Here is a 20212-nt window from a genome sequence, read left to right as displayed (position 1 = left end):
GCTCCGGGCTTCCCTGGCTCCGCCTCCCACGCGGGGTCGACCTCACCGGTCAAGCTCCTCATGGGCCGTCTCCGGCAGCCGCAAGTACACCACCGAAGAGGCGACGCACAGTACGGCCACGTACCAAGGGAACAGCTCAGGAGACCCGATCTCCTTGAACATCGTCCCCATGTACGGGGCCGTGCCTCCGAAGAGTGCGACGGTCAGTGAGTAGGGGAAGCCGATCCCGGCCGCTCGGACGCGTGCGGGGAAGACCTCTGCGTTCACGGCCGCGGAGATGGACGTGAATCCGGTGAGGAGCACCATGCCCGCGCACTGGACGAGCAGGAGTGAACCGAAGGAACCCGAGAGGGACTTGAGGAGGGGGACGCTGAGGGTGGCGAAGCCGATGCCGAAGAAGAGGAGGAGGGGTCTGCGTCCGAGGCGGTCGGAGAGGAGGCCGCCGAGGGGCTGGAGGAGGGCGAAGAAGCCCAGGGAGATCGTGCCCGCGAGGAGTGCCTGGCTCTTGCTGATGTCCGTGTTCAGCTCGGCGTAGGTCGGCAGGTACGACGTCCACGTGTAGTACGCGAGGGTGCCGCCCGCGGTGATGCCGCAGATCAGCAGGGACTGGCGGGGGTGGTGGCGCAGGGCGTCGAACAGGCCGGGGCGTTCGGCCTGTTCGGCGGGGGTGTGGTGGGTCTCGTGGGCGCCCTGCCGGATCCAGAAGCCGACGAGACTGAGCGCCGCGCCGACGAGGAACGGCAGGCGCCAGCCCCAGCCGTCCATCTGGCCCTCGGAGAGCGTGGCGACGAGCAGTGCCGCGATGCCGGATGCCGCGAGCTGGCCCGCGCTCGTGGAGACGTACTGGAAGCTGGAGAAGAGCCCGCGCCGCCCGGGGCCCGCCGACTCCACGAGGAACGTCGTCGACGCGGCGAACTCGCCGCCCACGGAGAGCCCTTGGAGCAGCCGGGCGGCGACGAGCACCACCGGCGCGAGCACGCCCGCGGACGCGTAGGTCGGGGTGAGGCCGACGAGCAGGCTGCTGCCGCCCATCAGCAGGATGGTGACGGTCAGCGCGGCCCTGCGGCCCCGCCGGTCGGCGACCGCGCCCATGAGCAGTCCGCCGACGGGCCGCATGAAGAAGCCCACCGCGAACACGGCGAACGTGGAGAGCAGCGGGACCAGGGAGTTGCCGGACCCCTTGGGGAAGACCTCGCCGGCGATGTACGTGGCGAGGAAGGTGTACGCGTACCAGTCGTACCACTCGACGGCATTGCCGACCGAGGCGGCGAGCAACTGCCGTACGGGGCGCCGGTCGTGCGCGGGGGCGGCGTCGGTCGCATCGTCGATCACATCGGCGATCACATCGGCGATCACATCGGGGTCGTGCGGTGTCATGATCACGTCCATCCCCCGCCCGCTCGCCGCGCAAACGGCCACGGATCCCCGTTGCCGCCGCACCCCGTCGCCATGATCAATTCCGGGTGGAAAACCGGGGAGTTGAGGTACCGTGCACGGCATTCACCCGAAAGGAACGCATGACTCTCCCCACTCGGACCCGGACAGTTCAGATACCCACCGCCGACGGCACGGCCGACGCCTTCGTCGCGTGTCCCGCGGAGGGCGGGCCCCACCCCGGGGTCCTGATGTACATGGACATGTTCGGACTGCGGCCCGTGCTCAACGGCATGGCCGAACACCTGGCGTCGCACGGCTACTACGTCGTGCTGCCGAACGTCTTCTACCGGCACGGCCCGGCCCCGGTGGTCGACCTGCCCGACCTGACCGCGCCGGAGAACCGCGGCGCGTTCTTCGAGCAGGTGGGGCCGATGTTCCACACGCTGACCGCGGAGCGCTCGGCCCAGGACGCCGGTGCCTACCTGGACTTCCTCGCGGCGCAGCCCGAGGTGCGCACGGGCCCGGCCGGGGTCACCGGCTACTGCCTGGGCGGCGTCCTCGCCGTCCGCGCCGCGGCGGCCCACCCCGACAAGGTGGCGGCCGCCGCCGGTTTCCACCCCGGGCCCCTCGTCTCCGAAGGCCCGGACAGCCCGCACCTGCTGGCCCCGCGGATCACCGCCGAACTCCACCTGGGAATCCCGTCCCAGGACGACCACATGTCGCCGGAGGCGGTGGAGAAGGTGCGGCAGGCCCTGGACGGGGCCGGAGTCCGGCACACCACCGAGGTGTACCCGGACACCCTGCACGGCTTCACCCAGGCGGACACCACGGAGTTCAGCCCCGCCGGGCTCGAACGCCACTGGGACCGGCTGCTCGCCCTGCTCGGCCGCACCCTCTGAGGCCGGTCAGCCGGTCGTCGGCCGGTACGCGTAGACCGACGTCGTGACCAGGCACGGCACCGGCGGCACCACCTCGACGCGCAGGGTGCGCCGCGCGGTGTCGTAGTCGACGCCCTCCGTCTCGAACGAGCCGGAGCACAGGCTGCGTTGGGGCGACGCGAACAGGCTCGTGACGTGTCCGGTGGCCGGCTTGCCGTCCAGGGCGCGGTCCAGGTCGACCTGGAGGACGGGCCGGTCCTCGGGGAACAGTTCCTTGGACGCGTCGTTGGAGGCGCACACCAGCCGGGTGTCCGAGACGAAGTCGCAGCCCTGGATGTCGCGGACCGGCTTGTCCAGGGAGATCTGCCCGGCCTGGGCGAGCGCGCCCCCGGTGGGCGGCGTCGAGGAGTTGAGGAGCGGGGCGGGGAAGACCTGGAGGCGGTTCTGGTCGCCCCATTCCCCGGACACCAGCCACTGGGCGTCGGGCGAGACGGCGGCGAAGGAGTTGTTGAGCTTCTCGCCCGCGTCCAGCTGGTGTTCGTACAGGTAGCGCTTGCCGTCCGGAGTGGTGACGGCGTACATCTTGGACTTCGCGTCGTCGCCGCCCTGGTAGGCGTCGAAGGTGTGGCCGTTCGCGATGTCCGGGTCGCCTATGTGCCCCCAGCCCTTGACGCGCAGGTCCAGCGGTATCGAGCCGAGCCCCCGGTACAGGAGCCCGCCGTCCGCACGGCTCGCCAGGCCCTGGCTGCCGGTGAGCGAGTTGACGTACGACGTGCCCGACTCCTGCCAGCCGCCGGGCGAGGCGGGCGCGGCGACCGCGGCGCCGCCGGTGGCCGCCGTCAGTACGACGGCTCCGAACAGGACGGTTGATGCCTTCCAAAGGGTCATCGGGCGCTACCTCCGTGGGGGGTTCGATCGCTGCCGCGTCATCGTACGGAACGTGCGCACCGGCGGTGTACGCGACGTGAAGCGCGACGATGTACGTAACGTGAACCCCGGTGACAACGGCCCGACAGAAGGCGGTTCAGACGTGAAGCTGGCAATTCTCGGCGGCGGCGGATTCCGTGTGCCGCTCGTCCACGGGGCCCTCCTCGGCGACCACGCCGAAGGCCGGGTCACCGAGGTCGTCCTGCACGACCTGGACGCGGGGCGGCTCGGCGCCATCGCCCGCGTACTGGCGGAGCAGGCCGCGGGCGTGCCCGACGCGCCGTCCGTCACCGCCACCACCGACCTCGACGAGGCCCTGCGCGGCGCCGACTTCGTGTTCTCCGCCATCCGCGTCGGCGGCCTCGAAGGACGCGCCGCCGACGAGAGCGTCGCGCTCGCCGAGGACGTCCTCGGGCAGGAGACGGTCGGCGCGGGCGGCATCGCGTACGGCCTGCGGACGGTACCGGTGGCCGTGCACATCGCCCGCCGCGTCCGCGAACTCGCCCCCGACGCCTGGGTGATCAACTTCACCAACCCCGCGGGCCTGGTCACCGAGGCCATGTCCCGGCACATCGGCGACCGCGTCATCGGCATCTGCGACTCGCCCGTCGGCCTCGGCCGCAGGGTCGCGCGGGTGCTCGGCGGCGACCCCGACGAGGCGTTCATCGACTACGTGGGCCTCAACCACCTCGGCTGGCTGCGCGGCCTGCGCATCGCGGGCCGCGACGAACTGCCGCGCCTGCTCGCCGATCCCGGCCTCCTCGGCTCCTTCGAGGAGGGCAGGCTCTTCGGCGCGGACTGGCTGCGCTCCCTCGGCGCGATCCCCAACGAATACCTGCACTACTACTACTTCAACCGCGAGGCCGTGCGCGCCTACCAGGAGGCGGAGCAGACCCGCGGCGCCTTCCTGCGCGACCAACAGGCCCGCTTCTACGCCGAGGCGGCACGCGCCGACGTCCCCGCGCTCAAGGCCTGGGACGACACCCGGGCCGAGCGCGAGGCGACGTACATGGCGGAGAACAGGGAGACGTCGGGGGCGGGGGAGCGCGCCGACGAGGACCTGGAATCCGGCGGGTACGAGAAGGTCGCCCTCGCCCTGATGCGGGCCATCGCCCGCGACGAGCGGACGACCCTGATCCTCAACGTCCGCAACGGCGGCACCCTTTCCGCCCTGGACGCGGACGCCGTCATCGAAGTCCCCTGCTCCGTCGACGCCAACGGCGCCCACCCGCTGTCCGTGAGCCCGCTGCCCGGGCACGCCACCGGCCTGGTCTGCGCGGTCAAGGCCGTCGAGCGCGAGGTGCTCGCCGCCGCGGACAGCGGATCGCTCGCCACCGCGGTCAAGGCGTTCGCGCTGCATCCGCTCGTCGACTCGGTGACGGTGGCCCGGCGTCTCGCGGAGGGCTACCGGGGCGTGCATCCCGGTCTCGCGTACCTGAGATGATCACGACATGAGTCCCGTCGTCTCCATCGGTGCCGCCGCCCGCCGTCCCTGCACGCTCGTCGTGTGCAGGGGCTGTTGCTGCGGCGACGCCCGCAAGAACCCCGGCATCGACCACGTCTGGCAGCTGGAGCGGCTGCGCTCGGCGGCGGCGGCCTCACGCGGCCGCTTCGCGGTCCGCACGACCGACTGCCTCGGCCCGTGCGGCCAGGCCAACATCGTCGTCGTCCAGCCCTCCCACGAGGGCCGCAGACGAGGCGGCCGCCCGGCCTGGGTCGGCTTCGTCACGGACGACGCGTCCCTGGACGGGATACTGGCCTGGGCGGAGGCGGGCGGCCCGGGCATCGCGAAACCGTCGCCGCTGCTGGAGCTTCAGCTGGTGGACCCGCGCAAGGTCTGATCGGGCCCCGTGAGGGGCGCGCGGAACCGCGCGCCCAGCCACAGGTGGCCCGCAGGCGGCGAGCCGGCGGCTCAGCCGGAAACCACCTGGTCCAGGAACCCGTTCAGGTTCTGCAGAGTCCGCTCGTTCTGCTCCTCCAGCGTCAGACTCTCCTCGAAGCGCCGCGCCAGCGCCGTGGTCTTCTTCCCCCGCACATAGAGGGAGCAGGCCAGATCCGCGCAGATGTACAGCCCGACCGAGTTCCCCTGGCGCCCCGCCGCTCCCGCCTTCGGCGCGACGAGCAGCGTGATCCCCGACCCGGACTGCGGCGTCACGCACACCGAGCAGATGCTGGACTTGAGCAGGCTCTTGCGCGCCCCGGAGGACGCCCGCAGGGCGATCCCCACCAGTTCCTCGTCGCGCCACGCGACGACGTAGCCGCGATCGGGCGCCTTGGGGTCGCGCCAGCCGAGAAAGTCCAGGTCGGACCAGGGGGTGTCGGCGAAGCCCGCAGGGAGCGTGAGCCTGCGGGCCTCGCCCTTCGAACAGTTCACAAAGGACGCGCGGATCTCGTTCTCACTGACGGACTTCATGATCGAGAAGTTATCAACGGGCCGCCGCGACCGTCCCCTCATTTATCCCCGGCGCCCGCGTCCCCGGCGCCCGCGTCCCCGGCGCCCGCGTCCCCGGCGCCCGCGCCCGCAGGCGTGCGCGCCGCACGGAACTGCGTCGTCCGCCGCAGCCGGAACCCGAGCGACTCATAGAGGCGGATGGCACGGGTGTTCCGCGCCGAGGTGTGCAGGAACGGGGTCTCGCCGCGCTCCCTGATGCCGTGCGCGACGGCGAGGACGAGCCGGGTCGCAAGCCCGTGCCCGCGGTACGCCGGGTCGGTGCAGACCGCGCTGATCTCGGTCCAGCCCGGCGGATGCAGACGTTCCCCGGCCATCGCGACGAGCGCGCCCGCACGGCGTATGCCCAGGTAGGTGCCGAGCTCGACGGTGTGGGGCAGGAACGGGCCAGGCTTGGTGCGTTCGACCAGGTCGAGCATCTCGGGCACGTCGTCGGGCCCGAGCCGTACGGCCTCCGGGTCCGGCGCCGCGGCGATCCCTTCGTCCACGAGCTGCACGCCGGGCATCGCGAAGGTGAGCTCCCACCCGGCGGGCGGATCCACCGTCGTGCCGGGCAGCGGCACCTCCGCGCCCGCCCCGGCGAGCGCCGCGAGATCCGCCCAGTCCGCGTCCGTCATGTCATCGGGCAGCGCGAGCCACGGCGACACGTCGAGCGGATAGCGCACCACGCGCCCGCGCCACTCGGCGAGGTGCGCGTGCGGCCCGGTGAGGGAGGTGTACGCGGGGTTGTCCAGGGGATGCGGGCCGTCGTCCCGGGCCGGGGCCGCGTGCCCGGGACGGGTCGAAGCCCCCGGCGGCTCCCGCAGCGTCCCCGGTGTCGTGCCCCGGCTCACCCGGACACCTCGATCACGATCTTGCCCCGCGCGTGGCCGCCCTCGACCTCGCGCAGCGCCTCGTCGGCGCGGTCGAGCGGGTACGTCGCCGTCACGTGCGGGCGCAGCACGCCCGCCACGGCGAGGAGCGCCACCTCGTCGAGGACCGCGGCGGTGCGGGCCCGTGCGACCGGGACCCCGCCGAGTTCGGCGACGGTGTCCTTGGCGGCCACGGTGACCAGCTTCGTGCGGTCGTCGAGCAGCTCCGCGACCCCTGCCAGGTCCGGGCCGCCGACCAGGTCGAAGATGCCGTCGACGCGGCCGCCGGGCACCGACTCCCGTATGCGCTCGGGCAGTTGGGGCCCGCGCGCCACATGGGTCGCGCCGAGCGACTCGACGAACTCCTTCTTGCCCGCGCTCGCGGTGCCCACCACGCGCAGCCCGAAGTGCACGGCGATCTGTGTGGCGGCCACCCCGACGCCGCCCCCGGCGCCGGCGACGAGGAGCGTCGACCCGGCGGGCAGGTCCAGCTGCCGCACCCCGTCGTACGCGGTGGCCGCCGCGACGGCGAGGGTGGCCGCGTCCGTGTAGGAGAGGGCGTCCGGCTTGTGCGCGGCGATGTCGGTGGGGATCAGCGTGTACTCGGTGTACCCGCCCGCGACCGGATTGCCGAACACCGGGTCGCCGACCGCGAATCCCTCGACGCCCGGCCCGACCGCCGCCACGACCCCGGCGACCTCGCTGCCCAGGGCCTCGGGTCCGGTGAGCGGCCCCTGTCCGGGCCGCCGCTTGCCCGCGCGCAGCTTCCAGTCGACCGGGTTGACGCCCGCCGCGCGGACCGCGACGAGCAGCTGCCCGGGACCGGGGTCCGGCTTCGGCAGGTCGAGGAAGGTCTCCACCTCGGGACCGCCGTGTTCGGTGAATGCGTAGGCCTTGGGCATCTGGCTCCCTCTCTTCGATCGGTATCCGTAGAGGACGACCGCCAAGATCGACGGACTATTCCCGGGCCGGGCGAACGTTCACGAGGCCGCAACGATCGGGAGCGGATCGGGATCGGGAGCGGGAGCGGAAGCCGACCGCCCGCCGAAGTTTTGCCGGACCGACCTCTTGACCTTCACCGTTCAACCAATCAACACTCAGGCCCCGAAGACCCGCACTGGCGCGGACGACGCATTCAGGTCTTGGCGTCGCCGACCAGTCCGGCATGCCCAAGAGCCGCGTTCCGGAGGTCATTTCGTCATGCCCGCCACCACTCGCCGTGAACTTCTGAAGCAACTCGGCGGCACCGCGGCCGCCTTCGCCTTCGTGGCCGCCGCGGGCCCGCTCGCCGCCGCCGCACCCGCCGCGGCGGCCCCCGCGGGCAGCCCCGCGACGACCGCGGCCAAGGCCACGCCCCGCGTCCGCAGGCTGCTCGCCCGTCTCACCCTCGACGAGAAGATCAGCCTCGTGCACGGCGCCACCGACCCGCGAAGACTGGGCCAGGCCGGCTATCTGCCGGGCGTCGCCCGCCTCGGCATCCCCGAACTGCGCCTGACCGACGGCCCCGCGGGCGTGAACGTCGCACGGTCCGCGACCGGACTCCCGCCCGTCTCCACGCTCGGCGCCGCCTTCAACCCCGAACTCGCCCGCGAGTACGGCGCGGTGATGGGCCGCGAGGGCCGCACCCTCGGCCAGGACGTGCTGCTCGCCCCGCAGATCGAGCTCTCCCGCACCCCGTTCTTCAGCCGCAACAAGGACCAGTCGGGCGAGGACCCGTATCTGAACGCGCTCATCGGCGCCGCCCAGGTCGAGGGCGTCCAGGCCCAGGGCATGCTCGCCCAGGCCAAGCACTTCCTCGCCAACAACCAGCGCCTGCACGAGTTCGACCGCGAGAACCCGGAGAACTCCTACGACTTCGTGGTCGACGAACGCACCCTGCACGAGCTGTACCTGCCCGCCTTCGAAGCCGTCGTCCGCGCGGGCTGCGCCTCGGTGATGTCCGCGTACAACCACCTCAACGGCCCCTGGAACAGCGAGAACCACACCGTCCTCACCGACATCCTGCGCGGCGAGCTCGGCTTCGACGGCTTCGTCACCTCCGACTGGGGCGCCACCCACTCCACGGCCGCGCTCGAAGCGGGCCTCGACATGCAGATGTGGGACGGCTCGCACTTCGGCGCACCCCTCAAGAAGGCCATCAAGGACGGCTCCCTCCCCGAGAGCGCCCTGGACACCGCCGTCTCCCGCATCCTCGGCAGGTACGACGCCTTCGGCATGCTCGACGGCAGCCGCGTGCCCGCCCGCAAGGAGATCGACGTCGAGGCGGGCGCCCGCGTCGCCCGCGAAGTCGCCGTCCAGGGAGCCGTGTTGCTCACCAACGACGGCGGACTCCCGCTCTCCCCGGCCGCACTGCGCGGCCTCGCCCTGATCGGCCCCACCGCGGGCCAGGTCGCCGTCTCGGTCTCCGGCGAGCGCGCGTACGGCTTCGAGGACCGCATGGTCAGCCCCCTCGACGCGCTGCACCGCACGACAGGACGGCAGATCGCGTACGAGGTGGGGGTCGACCTCACCGGTACGGCCGTGCCCGCGTCCGCCTTCCCCGGCGGCCTGACCCGCAAGGGCGGCGGCACGGACGAGAACATCGACTTCACCGGGGACGACGCGCTGCCCGTCGGCACGGCCGTCGAATGGACCGGCACCTTCGTCCCGCCCGCCACGGGGGAGTACGCCCTGAACATCCAGGGCTGGGGGGCGGCCGTCTCCCTGACCCTGGACGGCGAGGAACTGGCGACCGCGTCCGGGGTGCGGGACGCCTTCACGCGCAAGTGGTCCTCGATCGTGCCCACGACGGACGGCCTCGACAACGGCAGGGCGGCACCGAAGAAGCTCACCGCGGGCCGCTCCTACGCCGTCGTCGTCAAGGCCACCGGATGGGACGACACCGTCGTCGAACGCGACCCCGTCCAGGTGCGGTTCGCCTGGGTCACCCCCGGACGCCGCACGGCGCACATCGCGGCGGCCGCGCGGCTCGCCCGGCGCGTCCACACCCCCGTCGTCTTCGCCTACAACGGCGAGGGCGGCGCGCTCGGCGGCAGCGGCGACCTCACCGCGCTCGCGCTCCCGGCCCACCAGGACGAGCTGATCGCGGCGGTCGCGGCCGCCAATCCCCGTACCGTCGTCGTCCTCAACACCGGCGGCCCCGTCACGATGCCGTGGCGGCGCGCCGTCCGTGCCGTCCTGCACGCGGGCTACGTCGGCCAGGAGGGCGGCTGGTCCACCGCCGACCTGCTGCTCGGCCGCGCCAACCCCGGCGGCAAGTCCGTGGTCACCTGGCCCCAGCAGGAGTCCGACCACCCGACGCTCGACCCGGCGCACCCGGAGCGCTACTACGGTGTCGAGGGGACCGTCACGTACAGCGAAGGCATCTTCACCGGCTACCGCGGCTTCGACAAGGCGGGCACCGAGCCGCTCTTCCCCTTCGGACACGGCCTTTCCTACACGGAGTTCGGGTACTCCGGGCTTCGCGTACGGCGGGCGGGCGCCGGGTACGAGGTGTCCTTCACCGTCACCAACCGGGGGCGGCGCACGGGCGCGGAGGTGCCGCAGGTGTACGTCGGGCCGCCCCGGCACGGCGACGTGGAACTGCCCGTGAGGACCCTCGCCGCCTTCGAGCGCGTGGAACTGCGCCCCGGCCGCTCCCGCCGCGTCACGCTGCACGTCGCCGAGCGCCAGCTGTCCTACTGGGACACGGAACGCGGCCGCTGGGTGCGTCCCGAGGGCGCCCGTGCGGTGTACGTCGGATCGTCCTCGCGCGACATCCGGCTCACCGGCACGGGACGCTAGCCTCCGGGATCAGAGCCCCACGGCCCCGTCGATGCGTTCACGGAGCAGATCGGCGTGGCCGTTGTGGCGTGCGTACTCCTGGATCACATGGAGGAGGACCCAGCGCAGCGACACCGTGCCGCGCCACGGGCTCTCGCCCTCGATGTCCAGGTCGGGCGCCTCGGCCACCAGGCGTTCGGCGAACTCGACCTCGGCGCGCCACGCCTCCCAGGCCGCGGCGACGGACTCGGCGTCGGGGGCGGTCACCGCGCCGTCGATGTCGTAGTCGGGGTTGTCCTCGGTCGGGTAGAGGGGCTGCGCGTCCTGGCCCGCCAAGTCCCGCCGGAACCAGCGGCGTTCCACGTCCGTGAGGTGTCTGATCAGGCCGAGCAGGGAGAGGGCGGACGGCGCCGCGGACCGCTCGCCCAACTGCTCCGTGAGGCCCGCGCACTTGATTTCGAGCGTGGCGCGCTGGGCCATCAGCGTATGGACGAGCAGGGCGCGTTCGTCCCCGGTGGTGGGTCCCGTGTAGCGGTTGTCCGCGGCGTCGTCGGTGAAGAACGTGATGCGTCTCTGGGAAGCGGTCATGCCGCCATCATCGCCCGTGACCTCAGGCGCGGTCGCGCAGCCCCCGGTAGAGCGCGCCGACCAGGTGGACGCTGCGCAGGTCCTCGCCGGAGGTGCCGCCGCCCATCCGGTTCATGACGTATGCGTACGCGACGCCGTTCTCCGGGTCGGCGAAGGCGTACGAACCGCCCATGCCGCCGTGCCCGAACGCCCGTGGATTGGGGCCCGCCTGGCCGTACTGGTTCAGCATGTAGCCCAGCGCCCACGGCCACTTCTCGGCGAACGAGGTGACCGCGCGCAGCACCAGGTCGGGCTCGTCGGCCTCGCTCTGGCGCGTGCGCAGCCGTTCCAGCGTGCCCGCGCCGAGCAGCCGTCCGGCCGCCAACTCGCCGTAGACGGTGGCGAGTCCGCGCGCGGTGGCATGGCCGTTGACCGCGGGGATCTCCGCCGTGCGGTAGTCCGGGCCGTTCACGTCGCCGAGCGGCAGATAGCGGATCGCGGCCGTGACCGGTGCCATGGGGTGGTCGTCGAGCCCGCGCACCGGCGGCTCGGGCGCGGCGCCGAACGGGCCGTCCGCCGAAGGGCGTCCGGTCCCCGTGGACGGGGGCGGTACGACGGAGGGGGACGGGTCCAGCGCGGGTGCCAGGTCCGCGCAGCGCCCGTGTTCGCCTGCCGGGGTGCCGACGTGGATGTCGGCGCCGAGCGGCCCCGTCACCTCCGTGCGCAGGAACGTGCCGAGCGAGACGCCCGTGACGCGCCGCACCACCTCGCCGACCAGGAAGCCGAACGTCACCGCGTGGTAGCCCTGCCGGGTGCCGGGATCCCACCACGGCGCCGTCGCCGCGAGCGCGTCGGTCACCTTCTCCCAGTCGTACACCGCGCCGGGCGCAAGCGGCTCGGCGGGCGCGATGAGTCCGGAGCGGTGGCTGAGCAGCCAGCGCACCGGGATGTCGCCCTTGCCCTCGCGCGCGAACTCGGGCCAGTACCGCGCGACGGGCGCGTCGAGGTCCAACTCGCCGCGCTCCACCAGGAGATGGGCGCAGAGCGCCGTCATCCCCTTGGTGACGGAGTAGACGTTCACCAGGGTGTCGCGCCGCCACGGACGGGTGCCCGTGAGGTCCGCGTCGCCGGCCCACAGGTCGACGGCGAACTCTCCGTCGACGACGGCAGCGACGGACGCCCCGAGGTCGCCGCGCTCGGTGAAGTTCCGCTCGAACTCTTCGCGCACTTCGCCGAATTCGGGGGCGCAGGTGCCATGGACGCGCACGGTCATGGTTCTCCTCGGGGGGAGTAAGGAGGTGCCGGGGGCCACCATGCTCGCGCATGGTTGCCCCCGGCACCTAGTTCCGCGTCAAGCCTGCCGACGGTTCACAGCCAGCTGTGGTAGCGCCGGATGTACCACGTCTTCACGCCCTGCGTCAGCACGCAGTACGCGAGGAGCGTCCCGATCAGCCACGGGAAGTAGCTCATCGGCAGCGGTTCGAGCGAGAGGGCCGAGGCCAGCGGGGAGAACGGCAGCCACAGGCCGAGCGCCATGATCGAGCCCGTCATGACGAGCACCGGCAGGGAGGCCCTCGACTGGATGAAGGGGATCTTCTGCGTACGGATCATGTGCACGATCAGCGTCTGCGAGAGCAGGCCCTCGATGAACCAGCCGGAGTGGAACAGGGTCTGCTCGCCGTCGGTGTTGGCCGAGAAGACGTACCACATCAGCAGGAAGGTGGTGATGTCGAAGATCGAGCTGATCGGCCCGATCCGGATCATGAACCGGCCGATGTCCTTCGCGTCCCACTTCCGCGGCTTGCGCAGGTACTCCTTGTCCATCCGGTCCCAGGGGATGGACAGTTGGCTGATGTCGTAGCAGAGGTTCTGCACGAGCAGCTGGATGGCGAGCATCGGCTGGAAGGGCAGGAAGGCCGAGGCCACCAGGACCGAGAAGACGTTGCCGAAGTTCGACGACGCGGTCATCTTGATGTACTTGATGGTGTTGCCGAAGGTCTGACGGCCCATCAACACACCCTGTTCGAGGACCATCAGGTCCTTCTTCAGGAGGATGATGTCCGCGGACTCCTTGGCGATGTCCACGGCCGTGTCCACCGAGATGCCCACATCGGCCTCGCGCAGCGCCGCGGCGTCGTTGATGCCGTCCCCGAGGAAGCCGACGGTGTGCTCATCGGCCTTGAGGGCCCGCACGATCCGTGCCTTCTGGACCGGGTTGACCTTGGCGAACACCGTGGTCGTACGGGCCAGTTCGATGAGTTCCACGTCGTCGACGAGGTCGATGGTGGCACCGGTGATCAGCTCACCGGCGTCCAGGCCGACGTCCGCGCAGACGCGCGCCGCCACCAGTTCGTTGTCGCCGGTGATGACCTTGACGGCCACGCCGTTCTCGGCGAGCGCGCGCAGGGCGTCCGCCGCGTCCTTCTTCGGCGGGTCGAGGAAGGCGAGGAAGCCGACGAGCGTCAGCTCCGCCTCGTCCGCCACCGAGTAGGTGTCGCGCGCCGTGCGCATCGTGCGGGTCGCGACCGCGAGGACCCGCAGCCCCTCGCGGTTGTTCCGCTCGCTGACGAACGCCACGTGCGCCCGCAGCTGGTCGGTGAGTTCGACCTTCCTGCCGCGGTCCATCATGTGCGTGCACAGGCCGAGCACTTCCTCGACCGCGCCCTTGGTGACCATGACGTGCTCGGGGCGGCCCGCGTCGCCGAGCAGGCCGTTGCGGTTCAGGACGACGGACATCCGCCGTCGCGCGAAGTCGAAGGGGATCTCGTCGACCATCGTGTAGCGCGTGTCGACGACAACCTCCTCGGCCTCGTCGACGCGGTCGACGACCGCCTGGTCCATGAGGTTGCGCAGGCCCGTCTGGAAGTGCGAGTTGAGGTAGGCGTACTCCAGGACCTCGGGGTCCTCCTGGCCGTGCACGTCGAGGTAGCGGTCCAGGACGATGCGGTCCTCGGTGAGCGTGCCCGTCTTGTCCGTGCACAGCACGTCCATCGCGCCCAGGTTCTGGATCGCGTTGAGCTGCTTGACGACCACCTTGTGCCGGGACATCGCGACCGCGCCGCGGGCCAGGTTGGCGGAGACCACCATCGGCAGCATCTCGGGCGTGAGGCCCACCGCCACGGAGATCGCGAAGAGCAGCGCCTGGTTCCAGTCGCCCTTGGTGAAGCCGTTGATGGCGAGCACGATCGGGACCATCACCAGCATGAAGCGGATCAGCAGGAAGCTGACGCGCTTGACGCCCAGGTCGAAGCTGGTCTGCGGACGGTCGCCGACCAGGGCGCCCGCCATCGAGCCGAAGTAGGTGCCGGTGCCGGTGGCGACGACCACGCCGGTGGCCGTGCCCGAGGTGACCGACGTGCCCATCAGGCACAGGTTGTCCGCCTCGACGGGGTCGCTCGTCGCCTTCTGGCCGTAGTCGCGCTTGCGGGTGTCCGCCTTCGCGACCGGCAGCGACTCGCCGGACAGGGCGGCCTGGCTGACCATCAGGTCCTTGGCGGTGAGCAGGCGCAGATCGGCGGGGACCATGTCACCGGCCGCGAGCTTCACGATGTCGCCGGGGACCACCTGCTCCATGGCGACTTCTTCGGTGCCGCCCTGCTCGCTCCACCGGCGCTGCACCGCGCAGGTCGTGGTCACGAGGTCCTTGAGCGCCTGGGCCGACCTGCTGGAGCGGAACTCCTGCCAGAACCGCAGCACTCCGCTGATCAGCACCATCGCGGAGAGGATGAGGACACCGGGGTCTGCGGGGTCCTGCCAGAACATCACGGCGGCCAGGACGACGAGCACGCCGATGAAGGGGTTCCAGAAGGACTTGGCGAGCTGCCGCGTCCAGTGCGGCGCACGCTCGTGGGCGACGACGTTGGCGCCGTGCCGCTCGATGCGCTCGAGGACCTGGTCCTGGCGCAGTCCGCGGGTGCTCGCGCCGAGTTCGCGCAGCACGTCGCGGGCGGGGCTCGCGCTGAACGCGGCCAGCTTCGAGCCGACTTCGCGGGTGCGGGCCTCCAGCTCGGCGGCCTTGCGCTCGCGGCGGCCGCCGGAGGTACGGGGGTTGGGGTTCTCGCCTGGCGGTGCCAGGCGTACCTGGGGAATCAGCTTGTTCATGGCAGACCTCCCTCCGTGCGGGGGCATGGCGAAGCAGGCCCGTGCACGAGGACGTGATGGTGTGAATGAGTGCGTGACGCGGTGAAGGTGATGTGAAAGAAACCCCGAGGGCGCCGACGGATCAGTGCTGTCGGCGGGGCAGGGGGCGGCGCCGCGGCGTCAGTGCGGCGCAGAGAGAAGAGCGGCGGCGGAAAGCGGCCTCAAAAGGGGCCGCACAAGCGGCCTCGGAAGAAGGCGGAATGCCGCCTCGAAAGCGGAAAGCCGCCTCAGAAGAGGTCACCGCTGACGCAAGGACTTCCTTCGGGACTCATCCCGAACACCTCCTTGCAGTCGCGGGACGGAGAAGAACGCACCGCTGATCGGTGCACGGCCCAGTCAGACACGGGCATTCCCATATGTCAAATGAGGGGCCTTAAGTCCCGAATGGCCGGGACTTGTGTCCTCCCCATCAGAGGTTGGACTTCTCTTCACACGCCCGTCACGGACCCTTCCGCATCGCTTGCTCCCCTTGGCACACTTCACCCGCTCGCATCCCCCACACATCACGAGGTCGGAATATTCATGCCTGAACTCAATCGGCGCCGCTTCATGCAGCTGGCCGGCGGCACCGCGACGTTCGCCGTGCTCAACCAGAGCATCGCCCGCGCCGCCTCGCTGCCGGCGAAGCGGGCCACCGGCACCATCAAGGATGTCGAGCACGTCGTTGTCCTCATGCAGGAGAACAGGTCCTTCGACCACTACTTCGGCACGATGAAGGGCGTACGCGGCTTCGGCGACCCGCGCCCGGTGACCCTGCCGAGCGGCAAGCCGGTCTGGCACCAGTCGGGCGGCGGCAAGGAGGTCCTGCCCTTCCACCCGGACGCCGAGGACCTCGGCATGCAGTTCATCGCGGGCCTCGACCACGACTGGGCGGGCGGCCACAGCGCCTTCGCGGGCGGCGCGTACGACAACTGGATCGCCGCGAAGTCCGAGCGGACCATGGCGTACCTGAAGCGGGACGACATCCCCTTCCACTACGCGCTCGCCGACGCGTTCACCGTCTGCGACGACTACCACTGCTCGTTCATGGGCGCCACCGACCCCAACCGCTACTACATGCTCACGGGCCACGTCGGCAACGACGGCAAGGGCGGCGGTCCTGTCCTCGGCAACCAGGAGGCGGGGTACGACTGGACGACGTACGCCGAGCGCCTGGAGCAGGCGGGCGTCTCCTGGAAGGTCTACCAGGACATCGGCGACGGCCTCGACGCGGCCGGGCACTGGGGCTGGATCGACGACGCCTACCGCGGCAACTACGGCGACAACTCGCTGCTCTACTTCAACAAGTACCGGGGCGCCAAGCCCGGTGACCCGCTCTACGACAAGGCCCGCACCGGCACCAATGCCAAGGCGGGCGACGGGTACTTCGACCTCCTCAAGGCCGACGTCAAGGCCGACAAGCTCCCGCAGGTCTCCTACATCGCCGCCCCCGAGGCGTTCTGCGAACACCCCAACTGGCCGGTGAACTACGGCGCCTGGTACATCGCGCAGGTCCTGGACGCGCTCACCTCCAACCCCGAGGTGTGGGCCAAGACGGCGCTCTTCATCACCTACGACGAGAACGACGGCTACTTCGACCACGTCGTGCCGCCGTACGTCCCGAAGGACGCGGGCCAGGGCAAGTCCACGGTCGACACGACCCTCGACTACTTCCCGGGCAACATCTCCTACGGCGCCGGGCACTACGGCCTCGGCCAGCGCGTCCCGATGATCGTCGTCTCGCCGTGGAGCACCGGCGGCTTCGTGAACTCCGAGGTCTTCGACCACACGTCGATCATCCGGTTCATGGAGAAGCGTTTCGGCGTCCAGGAGCCCAACATCTCGCCGTGGCGCCGCGCCATCTGCGGCGACCTCACCTCCGCCTTCGACTTCAGCGGCAAGGACACCGACCCGGCGCAGCTCCCGGACACCGCGGCCTACGAGCCGCCGGACCACGAGCGCCACCCCGACTACTTCCCCAAGCCCCCCGCCAGTCCGGCGCTGCCCAAGCAGGAGCCGGGCTCGCGGCCCGCCCGCGCGCTGCCCTACGCCCCGCTGGTGGACGGCGCCGCGGACCCGGCCGCGGGGAAGTTCACGCTCACCTTCGGCGGCGGCGCCGCGGCGGGCGTCTGCTTCCACGTGCGCTCCGCCAACCGCACCGACGGCCCCTGGACGTACACCACGGAGGCGGGCAAGACCGTCGCCGACACCTGGAACTCGGCGTACTCCAAGGACGCCTACGACCTCTCCGTCTTCGGCCCGAACGGCTTCCTGCGCACCTTCAAGGGCCCCGGCAAGAAGGCGGGCCCCGAGGTGATCGCCCGCCACGACAAGGCGTCGGGCAACCTCAAGCTCACCCTGAAGAACGCGGGCGGCGCCGACGTGAACCTCACCGTGACCAACGCCTACGGCGGCGCGGGGGAGACCTTCAAGGTCAAGGCGGGCGCCTCCGTCGAGCACACCGTCGACCTGCGGGCGAGCAAGCGCTGGTACGACGTCACCGTGAAGTCCGACGCGGACGCGGGCTTCCTGCGGCGGCTCGCCGGGCACGTGGAGACCGGTGAGGCGGGCGTGAGCGACCCGGCGATCAGCACGAGCTGACGTACCGTCCGAGAGGGCCTCGGCAGGGGCCCCGGCAAGGAAAAGGAGCGGCCGTCGACCGCTGCCTGCGGATAGCATCCGCAGGCATGACGGACATCGCTCCCCGCCCTTCCGGGGCCCCCGACAAGCCCGTTCTCGACGGGCTCGAAGAGAAATGGTCGCGGCGCTGGGACGAGTCGGGCGTATTCGCCTTCGACCGCTCGAAGACGCGTGACGAGATCTTCTCCATCGACACGCCGCCGCCCACCGTCAGCGGTTCGCTGCACGTCGGCCACGTCTTCTCGTACACGCACACCGACACCGTCGCCCGCTACCAGCGGATGCGCGGCAAGGAAGTCTTCTATCCCATGGGATGGGACGACAACGGCCTGCCGACCGAGCGGCGCGTCCAGAACCACTTCGGTGTCCGCTGCGACCCCGCCCTGCCGTACGACCCGGACTTCACCCCGCCCGAGCAGCCCGGCAAGCAGCAACTGCCCGTCTCCCGGCGGAACTTCACCGAGCTGTGCGAGCGGCTCACCGTCGAGGACGAGAAGGTCTTCGAGGAGCTGTGGCGCAGGCTCGGCCTGTCCGTCGACTGGTCGCACACCTACCAGACCATCGACGCCGCGGCCCGCGCCACCTCGCAGCGCGCGTTCCTCGACAGCCTCGCGCGCGGCGACGCGTACATCGCGCAGGCGCCCACCCTGTGGGACGTCACGTTCCGCACGGCGGTCGCGCAGGCCGAACTGGAGGACAGGGAGCGGCCCGCCGCGTACCACCGGCTCGCCTTCCACGGCCGGGACGGCGCCCCCGTCCTGATCGAGACGACGCGCCCCGAACTCCTGCCCGCCTGCGTCGCCCTGGTCGCGCACCCGGACGACGAGCGCTACCGGCCGCTGTTCGGCACGACGGTCCGCACCCCGCTCTTCGACGTCGAGGTCCCCGTCGTCGCACACCCGCTCGCCACCCCCGACAAGGGCACGGGCATCGCGATGGTCTGCACGTTCGGCGACACCACCGACGTGACGTGGTGGCGCGAACTGAGCCTGGCCACCCGGCCGGTGATCGGCTGGGACGGCCGCTTCCTCGCCGAACCGCCCGCCGGTGTCACCGCTCCCGCCGCCGTCGAGGCGTACGCGCAGCTGGCGGGCGCCACCGCCCACACCGCGCGCGAACGCGTCGTCGGCATGCTGCGCGAGAGCGGCGGCCTCAAGGGCGAGCCGCGCGCCGTCACCCACGCGGTGAAGTTCTTCGAGAAGGGCGACAAGCCCCTGGAGATCGTCACCACCCGCCAGTGGTACGTCCGCAACGGCGGCAGGGGCGGCGCGCTGCGCGACCGACTGCTCGACCGCGGCGCCGAGTTGGCCTGGCATCCGCCGCACATGAAGGTCCGCTACGACAACTGGGTCGGCGGCCTCAACGGCGACTGGCTGGTCAGCCGCCAGCGCTTCTTCGGCGTCCCGATCCCCGTCTGGTACCCGCTGGACGGCACCGGGCAGCCCGACCACGGCCACCCGATCGTCCCCGACGAGGACGCGCTGCCCGTCGACCCGAGCGCGGAGACCCCGCCCGGATACGAGGCGGCCCAGCGCGGCGCGCCGCACGGCTTCATCGGCGACCCGGACGTCATGGACACCTGGGCGACGTCGTCCCTCACCCCGCAGATCGCCGGGAAGTGGCTCGCCGACCCCGACCTGTTCGCGCGCGTCTTCCCCATGGACCTGCGCCCCCAGTCCCACGAGATCATCCGCACCTGGCTGTTCGCCACGGTCCTGCGCGCCCACACCGGGCACGACGCGCTGCCCTGGAAGCACGCGGCGATCTCCGGCTGGATCCTGGACCCCGACCGCAAGAAGATGGCGAAGTCCAAGGGCAACGTGGTCACCCCGGGCCACCTCCTGGACCAGCACGGCTCGGACGCGGTCCGCTACTGGGCGGCGAGCGGCCGCCCGGGCACGGACACGGCGTTCGAGGTCGGCCAGATGAAGATCGGCCGCCGCCTCGCCATGAAGCTCCTCAACGTCGGCAGGTTCGTCCTGAGCCTCGGCGACGTCCGCTCCGGCGCCGCCGTCACCGAGCCGCTCGACCGGGCCCTGCTCGCCGCACTCGCCACGACCGTCGACGAGGCCACGACGGCCTTCGACGCCTTCGACTACGCCCGCGCCCTCGACCGTACGGAGAGCCTCTTCTGGCACTTCTGCGACGACTACGTCGAACTGGTCAAGGCCCGTGCGTACGGCGACCACGGCGACGCGGCCGCGACGGAATCCGCCCGGGCGGCCCTGCGGACGGCGCTCGACGTCCTGCTGCGCCTCTTCGCGCCGGTCCTGCCGTTCGTCACGGAGGAGGTCTGGTCGTGGTGGCGCGAGGGCTCGGTGCACCGCGCCCGCTGGCCGGAATCCGCCGGGCTGCGGCGGCTCGACGGCGACCCGGCCGTCCTCGCCACGGCGTCGGAGGCCATCGCGGCCGTCCGCAAGGCCAAGTCGCAGGCGCAGCTCTCGATGCGGGCGGAGGTCGTGAAGGCGACGGTGACGGCACCCCGTGCGACGCTCGACCGGTTCGCGGCGGCGGGGGACGACGTGCGGGCGGCGGGCAGGATCCAGGCGGTCGAGCTGTGCGAGGGGGAGGGCGACCTGCGGGTGGAGGTGGCGTTCTGAGCCCGCCGGATGAGTCGGACATCACACCCCCGCAAAGGACTG

14 protein-coding genes are annotated in these 20212 nt (G+C 71.5%); 6 read left to right on the top strand and 8 right to left on the bottom strand.

The genetic code is table 11. The features are described from left to right. Positions 1–42: 42 nt before the first annotated feature. On the bottom strand, positions 43–1377 hold the full coding sequence (locus tag ACFWZ2_RS00990; RefSeq protein ID WP_384539809.1) for an MFS transporter: 1335 nt from the start codon (positions 1375–1377) through the stop codon (positions 43–45). A gap of 140 nt (positions 1378–1517) precedes the next feature. On the opposite strand from ACFWZ2_RS00990, the gene ACFWZ2_RS00985 reads away from it, so the two are divergent. Further along, positions 1518–2276: a dienelactone hydrolase family protein gene (locus tag ACFWZ2_RS00985; protein WP_384539806.1), complete on the top strand. Its 759-nt coding sequence runs from the start codon at positions 1518–1520 to the stop codon at positions 2274–2276. A gap of 6 nt (positions 2277–2282) precedes the next feature. Here ACFWZ2_RS00985 and ACFWZ2_RS00980 read toward each other — a convergent pair whose 3' ends face one another. After that, entirely contained in the window at positions 2283–3143 is an 861-nt protein-coding gene (locus tag ACFWZ2_RS00980) for a hypothetical protein (RefSeq protein ID WP_384539804.1), read from the bottom strand. A 142-nt stretch (positions 3144–3285) separates the two neighbouring features. Between ACFWZ2_RS00980 and ACFWZ2_RS00975 the strand changes: the two genes are divergently transcribed. After that, entirely contained in the window at positions 3286–4626 is a 1341-nt protein-coding gene (locus ACFWZ2_RS00975; protein WP_384539802.1) for a 6-phospho-beta-glucosidase, read from the top strand. 7 nt (positions 4627–4633) lie between these two features. Beyond that, the gene (locus ACFWZ2_RS00970; protein ID WP_384539800.1) at positions 4634–5023 is read left to right on the top strand and encodes a (2Fe-2S) ferredoxin domain-containing protein; all 390 of its coding nucleotides are present in this window, start codon (positions 4634–4636) and stop codon (positions 5021–5023) included. A gap of 71 nt (positions 5024–5094) precedes the next feature. On the opposite strand, the gene ACFWZ2_RS00965 is transcribed toward ACFWZ2_RS00970, so the two are convergent. The 3 genes from ACFWZ2_RS00965 to ACFWZ2_RS00955 all read right to left on the bottom strand — a co-directional run bounded on the left by ACFWZ2_RS00965 (position 5095) and on the right by ACFWZ2_RS00955 (position 7384). Then, positions 5095–5595 (bottom strand): FBP domain-containing protein, encoded by a 501-nt coding sequence (locus tag ACFWZ2_RS00965; RefSeq protein WP_384539797.1) that lies wholly within the window; start codon positions 5593–5595, stop codon positions 5095–5097. A 38-nt stretch (positions 5596–5633) separates the two neighbouring features. Next, the gene (locus ACFWZ2_RS00960) at positions 5634–6365 is read right to left on the bottom strand and encodes a GNAT family N-acetyltransferase (RefSeq protein WP_384540349.1); all 732 of its coding nucleotides are present in this window, start codon (positions 6363–6365) and stop codon (positions 5634–5636) included. Positions 6366–6460: 95 nt separating this feature from the next. Beyond that, positions 6461–7384 carry an NADP-dependent oxidoreductase gene (locus tag ACFWZ2_RS00955; RefSeq protein WP_384539794.1) on the bottom strand — a complete coding sequence of 308 codons (924 nt, stop codon included), beginning with the start codon at positions 7382–7384 and terminating at the stop codon, positions 6461–6463. 298 nt (positions 7385–7682) lie between these two features. Here ACFWZ2_RS00955 and ACFWZ2_RS00950 point away from each other — a divergent pair, with 298 nt between their 5' ends. Beyond that, positions 7683–10265: a beta-glucosidase gene (locus tag ACFWZ2_RS00950; RefSeq protein WP_384539791.1), complete on the top strand. Its 2583-nt coding sequence runs from the start codon at positions 7683–7685 to the stop codon at positions 10263–10265. Between the two features lie 9 nt (positions 10266–10274). Here the strand turns inward: ACFWZ2_RS00950 and ACFWZ2_RS00945 are convergent, their stop codons facing one another. From ACFWZ2_RS00945 to mgtA, 3 genes are all read right to left on the bottom strand, one after another. Next, entirely contained in the window at positions 10275–10832 is a 558-nt protein-coding gene (locus ACFWZ2_RS00945; RefSeq protein WP_384539788.1) for a DinB family protein, read from the bottom strand. A 22-nt stretch (positions 10833–10854) separates the two neighbouring features. Further along, positions 10855–12084 carry a serine hydrolase domain-containing protein gene (locus tag ACFWZ2_RS00940; RefSeq protein ID WP_384539785.1) on the bottom strand — a complete coding sequence of 410 codons (1230 nt, stop codon included), beginning with the start codon at positions 12082–12084 and terminating at the stop codon, positions 10855–10857. A gap of 95 nt (positions 12085–12179) precedes the next feature. Then, entirely contained in the window at positions 12180–14912 is a 2733-nt protein-coding gene (gene mgtA / locus ACFWZ2_RS00935; protein WP_384539782.1) for a magnesium-translocating P-type ATPase, read from the bottom strand. A gap of 561 nt (positions 14913–15473) precedes the next feature. Here mgtA and ACFWZ2_RS00930 point away from each other — a divergent pair. Then, positions 15474–17531 (top strand): phosphocholine-specific phospholipase C, encoded by a 2058-nt coding sequence (locus ACFWZ2_RS00930; RefSeq protein ID WP_384539780.1) that lies wholly within the window; start codon positions 15474–15476, stop codon positions 17529–17531. Between the two features lie 86 nt (positions 17532–17617). Continuing rightward, entirely contained in the window at positions 17618–20170 is a 2553-nt protein-coding gene (gene valS / locus ACFWZ2_RS00925) for a valine--tRNA ligase (protein WP_384539778.1), read from the top strand. Positions 20171–20212: the final 42 nt, after the last annotated feature.

The sequence above is a fragment of the Streptomyces sp. NPDC059002 genome (assembly GCF_042740435.1).
Classification (GTDB): Bacteria; Actinomycetota; Actinomycetes; order Streptomycetales; family Streptomycetaceae; genus Streptomyces.
Note: the sequence above shows the minus strand (reverse complement) of the source record. Positions and strands in the feature narration are given on the sequence as shown.